5 protein-coding genes are annotated in these 5,624 nt (G+C 56.2%); all 5 read left to right on the plus strand.

Annotated features, from left to right (window positions below):
- A partial coding sequence (locus ACIQ0G_RS09900) for a SulP family inorganic anion transporter (RefSeq protein ID WP_397577764.1) occupies window positions 1-1,681 on the plus strand: 1,681 nt, incomplete at its 5' end.
- A complete protein-coding gene (locus ACIQ0G_RS09905) occupies window positions 1,681-3,087 on the plus strand; it encodes a cytochrome ubiquinol oxidase subunit I (protein ID WP_397577767.1) in 1,407 nt (468 codons plus the stop codon). The genes ACIQ0G_RS09900 and ACIQ0G_RS09905, both read left to right, overlap by 1 nt.
- Window positions 3,084-4,082 (plus strand): cytochrome d ubiquinol oxidase subunit II, encoded by a 999-nt coding sequence (gene cydB / locus ACIQ0G_RS09910; RefSeq protein WP_397577765.1) that lies wholly within the window; start codon window positions 3,084-3,086, stop codon window positions 4,080-4,082. Before ACIQ0G_RS09905 ends, cydB begins: the two co-directional genes overlap by 4 nt.
- Entirely contained in the window at window positions 4,082-4,183 is a 102-nt protein-coding gene (locus tag ACIQ0G_RS09915) for a DUF2474 family protein (RefSeq protein ID WP_183942126.1), read from the plus strand. The genes cydB and ACIQ0G_RS09915 overlap by 1 nt, the downstream gene beginning before the upstream one ends.
- 26 nt (window positions 4,184-4,209) lie before the next feature.
- Window positions 4,210-5,073 carry a class I SAM-dependent methyltransferase gene (locus ACIQ0G_RS09920; RefSeq protein WP_397577766.1) on the plus strand — a complete coding sequence of 288 codons (864 nt, stop codon included), beginning with the start codon at window positions 4,210-4,212 and terminating at the stop codon, window positions 5,071-5,073.
- Window positions 5,074-5,624: the final 551 nt, after the last annotated feature.

The raw sequence follows: 5,624 nt of genomic DNA on the forward strand, positions 1-5,624 counted from the left end.
CGTCACAATCATGCTCATCCCACAAAGCCTGGCTTATGCCATGTTGGCGGGCTTGCCACCGGAAATAGGGCTATACGCGTCTATTCTTCCCATCATTGCCTATGCCCTGTTCGGGACGAGCCGCGCACTCGCCGTTGGACCGGTGGCGGTGATTTCGCTGATGACTTTGACAGCGGCGAGCGCCGTTGCCGCACCGGGCAGCGCCGAATTTATCGCCGCCACACTTGTCCTCGCGTTGCTGTCCGGGCTGATCCTGATTGTCATGGGTGTGTTGCGTCTGGGTTTTCTCGCCAACCTGTTATCGCATCCTGTTGTGTCAGGATTTATCACCGCAAGCGGTATCATTATTGCCACCAGCCAACTCAAGTCGCTGTTGGGCATTAAGGCGTCGGGTGAGGCAATGCCCGAGCTGGTCACGACGTTGATCGAAAATGCCAAGGACACAAATCCTTACACGCTTGCGATTGGCGTGATTGCGACCGGATTTCTATTCTGGGTACGCAAGGGTTTGAAACCCATGCTCGTCGGTTTCGGGCTGGCGGCGCGGCCCGCTGATCTTGTTGCCAAAGCCGGGCCCATCGTTGCGGTCGCGTTGTCGATTTTGGCGGTCATTGCCTTCGATCTTGAAGCCAAAGGCGTGAAGGTGGTGGGCGACATCCCGCAAAGCTTGCCGCCCTTTACCGTTCCCTTGTTCGATGCGGAACTATGGCAGCGACTGGCCATTCCTGCTTTATTGCTCAGCATCATTGGATTTGTGGAATCGGTCTCTGTCGCGCAAACGCTCGCAGCGAAAAAGCGGCAACGCATTGTTCCGGATCAGGAACTTATCGGCCTGGGTGCAGCCAATGTCGCCGCCGCTTTTTCGGGCGGCTATCCCGTGACGGGCGGATTTGCCCGTTCGGTCGTCAACTTTGATGCGGGCGCAGAGACCCCGGCCGCAGGTGCGTTCACGGCAGTTGGCATATTGCTGGCAGCCCTTTTCTTGACTCCATTACTCGCCTCTCTCCCCATCGCCACATTGGCAGGTACAATCATCGTTGCGGTCCTGAGCCTCGTCGATTTTAAAACGCCGCGCGCGATTTGGCATTATTCCAAAGCCGATTTTGCCGCGATGGCAGCGACAATAGCTGTGACGCTCCTGATTGGCGTTGAACCCGGCGTGATGGCCGGTGTCGGCCTAAGCCTCGCATTGTTCCTCTGGCGCGCCTCACGGCCACATGCCGCCATTGTCGGACGGGTTCCCGAGACGGAGCATTTCCGAAATGTGAAACGCCACAAGGTGTTCACCGACCCCCGCATCCTGACCATCCGCATCGACGAAAGCCTGACCTATCTCAACGCGCGCTGGCTGGAAGAATTCGTGCTGGAGGAGATTGCCGCACACCCCAAGCTCAAGCATCTCATCCTGATGGCCTCGGCCGTCAACGCGATTGACGCTTCTGCTCTGGAGAGCATCGAGGCCATCAATCACCGCATGGCCGATGCTGGGGTGTGTCTTCACCTGTCCGAAGTCAAAGGCCCGGTGATGGACGCGCTCGAACGCGGGCATTTCCTGCACGAACTTACCGGACGGGTGTGGCTTTCACAAAATGAAGCTTTTGAAGCCGTGCTGGAAATCGCCAATCGCGAAGAAGAAACGCAAATGCCAGCCGATTTGTGGATGGCAAGGGGACTGATATGATGATCGAGCAGGAATGGGCAATAATTCTGGCCCGCGCACAATTTGCTTTTACCGTAAGCTTCCATTTTCTGTTCCCGGCGTTTTCGATTGGGCTGGCGAGCTTTCTCGCGGTTCTTGAGGGGCTGTGGCTGAAAACCGGTAAGGGCGTGTACGCTAATCTGTTTCGTTACTGGCTGAAGATATTCGCCGTCGTTTTTGCGATGGGCGTCGTCTCAGGCATCGTCATGTCCTACCAATTCGGCACCAACTGGTCGGTATTTTCGGACAAGGCCGGACCCGTCATTGGGCCTTTGATGGCCTATGAAGTGCTGACGGCATTCTTTTTGGAGGCCGGTTTTCTGGGCGTCATGCTTTTTGGCATCAACAAGGTTGGGCGCAAGCTCCACTTTGTTGCAACGCTGGCCGTCGCCATCGGCACCTTCATTTCCGCATTCTGGATATTGTCGGTGAACAGCTGGATGCAAACGCCCGTGGGATATGAAATTGCGGCCAATGGTCAGTTCATGCCCGGTGATAGCTGGTGGACCATCATCTTTAACCCCAGCTTCCCGTATCGCCTCGTCCACACTTTACTGGCGGCCTATCTGACCACAGCCTTTGCCGTGGGGGCGGTTGGTGCCTGGCATTTGTTGAAAGACAAAGCCAATCCGGGCGCGCGCAAAATGTTTTCGATGGCGATGTGGATGGCGGCCATCGTCGCGCCGCTTCAGGTTGTCGCGGGTGACTTTCACGGCATCAACACCTTGGAGCATCAACCCGCGAAGGTCATGGCGATGGAGGGGCATTATGAAAGCCATCCCGACGGCGCGCCATTGATATTGTTTGGCATTCCGAACAGCAAAGAGCGCACGGTCGATTACGCCATCGAAATTCCCAAAGCATCTTCGTTGATCCTGAAGCATGACCTGAATGCACCGCTCGCTGGGCTTGATACCATCCCCGACGCAGACGAGCCGCCGGTTGGCATTGTCTTCTGGGCATTCCGGATCATGGTCGGTCTCGGCATGGCGATGGTAGCCATCGGCATGTGGAGCCTGCTCGCGCGGGCAAGAAAGCAGTTATATGAATGGTCGTGGCTCCATAAGGCCGCATTAGTGATGGGCCCGTCTGGCTTCATTGCGGTGCTTGCCGGCTGGGTCGTGACCGAAGTTGGGCGGCAACCCTTCACAATCTATGGCGTGTTGCGCACCGTTGATAGCGCGTCGCCACTGGATGCACCCGCGGTCGCTTTCTCGCTTCTCGCCTTTGTCGTCGTATATTTCACAGTGTTCGGCATGGGCATTTGGTATTTGCTGCGCTTGATGAAGAAAGCACCGGAGGCGCATGAAAGCACGCTGGATGGTGCCCCTATCCGAAGCGCAGGCATCACCCCTGCACCCGCGGTATTGGAAGGAGCATCGGCATGATCGATCTGACAGTCATTTGGGCCAGCATCATTGGCTTTGCCATCATTGCCTATGTCGTCATGGACGGCTTTGACCTTGGCATCGGCATATTGTTTCCCTTTTTCAAAGTGGGCAAGGACCGCGATACCGCGATGAACAGTATCGCGCCTGTCTGGGACGGAAACGAAACATGGCTGGTGATGGGGGTAGGCGGTTTGCTCGCGGCCTTCCCGCTGGCGTATGCCATCATCTTGCCTGCGCTTTATGCCCCGATGATTGCGATGCTGCTTGGCCTTGTGTTCCGCGGCGTTGCGTTCGAATTTCGTTGGCGTGACCCCGCGCATCGCGAACTATGGGATCGTGCCTTCACGCTGGGCTCGTTCATTGCCACCTTCGCGCAGGGGATAGCTCTTGGCGCACTGCTCCAAGGCATTACCGTTGAAGGCCGTTCCTATGCCGGTGGATGGTGGGAATGGTTGTCGCCATTTAGCATTTTGACCGGCTTTGGGCTGGTGGTCGGCTATGCGCTTTTGGGCGCGTGCTGGCTAAACTGGAAAACCGAAGGCGCATTGCAGCGTCAGGCTGTCACGTATGCCGGACGGCTGGGCATTAGCTTGCTTTTGATGATCGGCCTCATCAGCCTGGCCACGCTGACGCTTGAGGCGCAATATTATCTGCGTTGGTTGAGCTATCCGGGTGTATTGGCAGCGGCGATAGTGCCGATTGCCACTATCGCCGTGACATTCCTCTTCTACCGCAGCCTGCGCCAGACCAAAGACGCGCAGCCGTTCTTCTGGGCACTCGCATTGTTTGGCTTATGCCTGATTGGCCTTGGCATTTCGATCTGGCCAAACGTCATTCCGGCGCGGGTCACTATCTGGGAAGCAGCCGCACCACATCGCAGCCAAGTCTTCATGCTGATCGGCGCATCCATCATGGTCCCGATCATCGTTGCCTACACCGCATGGTCCTATTGGGTGTTCCGCGGTAAAGTCGGCCACGACGGATATCATTGATGCCGCGCGCCAAACAATTGGGCTGGTTCTTCGGCATCTGGCTGCTGAGCGTCGCGGCGCTGGCGATCGTCGGCAGTGCTATCCGATGGGTATTGCTCTAAAAAATTGCATAAGGAGCGGCGCAAAAATGACCGAGATAAACAACGGCCCCGAACCATTGAAGGGCGAAGATTGGGCGGGCGAGATGGGTGCCAAATGGCTTGCCAATCTCGCATGTTTTGAGGGCATGATTGCCCCGATTGGCGAGGCGCTTCTTCGGCAAGCCGATTTTAAACTCGGCGAACGCGTGCTTGATATCGGCTGCGGTGGTGGCGGGACGACAATTGCCATAGCAAAGGCCGTTGCGCCTTCCGGTGAAGTGGTTGGCATCGACATTTCACCCGACTTGACGACCGCGTCTATGCGGCGTGCGAAAGACGCTGGAGTTACCAACATTGGATTCATCTGCGCTGATGGGGCCACGGTCCAGTTGGAAGATGCCCCGTTTGACAGGCTCTTTTCGCGCTTTGGCAGTATGTTTTTCCCCGAACCGGATAAGGCCTTTGCAAATTTGCACAGTCTGCTGCGTCCCGGTGCGCGGATTGATCTGGCAGTATGGGGCCCACCACGCGACAATTTGTGGATGATGGAAATGATGGGGGTCGTCCGCCGTTATGTCGATATACCCCCGGTCGTTCCCCGAACGCCCGGCCCATTCGCGTTTGAAGACCTTGACTATCTGAACGAAATTCTTGCGAGCGGCGGCTTTTCGGAAGCCAGCGTCGTGGCCTATAATGGGCTTCAACCAATTGGTGGCGTGAATGCCACAGCTCATGATGCGGTATCGTTCGTTCTGTCTTCAATGGCGGCTGGACGCGCGCTAGAGGAACAGGGTGCAGACGTTCGCGCGGCAGCTGAAACGGATTTGGTCGAACTATTCCAAAAGCATTATGTCGCCGGGCAAGGCGTGATGATGCAGGGTAAGGCTTGGCTTGTGTCGGCGACTGCTTAAACATGACCTCTTCTAACTGAAGCCGTGCTTTGGCCAACCGAAATAAGCGGCCGGTATGGTCGCGAGAACTGCCAAGCGTTCTGAGCGGCCTAAATGCTGCTATTACAACTGATCAAGGACGAGGGCCATTAGGCTTTCCGCCAAAATAGACTGTTCTAATTGGGAAGCTGGCAAACGGTGCTCGACGCCAACCGCTCTTCCCGGGCAAATGCCGTTTAAGTGAGGTTTTGGATTGCACGGACCAGGCCCAAAGCGTTACGGATGAGCTCGCTCATCCGTTTTTAGGAGCGAGCTGAACACAAAGATGAGCGCAGTGCCAATCGCATAAACCGGCAATGTCCCATCTAAGGCCGGCTTAAAGGCTGAATTTACAGGATTTTTGAACCGGCGTTCCAATCAGAGCGCTGATTAAAACGCAGGCTAAAACCCCGCTCTGGGCAGCAAAGGCGATATTACCTAAGTCGTTGAAATCATTGGAGCGGGCGAAGGGATTCGAACCCTCGACCCCAACCTTGGCAAGATTCGGCTCTATGAAATTTTGCTTTTATATC

This window comes from Sphingorhabdus sp. (assembly GCF_044354325.1).
Lineage (GTDB): Bacteria > Pseudomonadota > Alphaproteobacteria > Sphingomonadales > Sphingomonadaceae > Sphingorhabdus_B.

Coding starts and splice junctions, on each gene's coding strand:
- ACIQ0G_RS09915 (WP_183942126.1), top strand. CDS start 4,082: ATGCCGCGCGCCAAACAATTGGGCTGGTTCTTCGGCATCTGGCTGCTG.
- ACIQ0G_RS09920 (WP_397577766.1), top strand. CDS start 4,210: ATGACCGAGATAAACAACGGCCCCGAACCATTGAAGGGCGAAGATTGG.
- ACIQ0G_RS09905 (WP_397577767.1), top strand. CDS start 1,681: ATGATCGAGCAGGAATGGGCAATAATTCTGGCCCGCGCACAATTTGCT.
- cydB (WP_397577765.1), top strand. CDS start 3,084: ATGATCGATCTGACAGTCATTTGGGCCAGCATCATTGGCTTTGCCATC.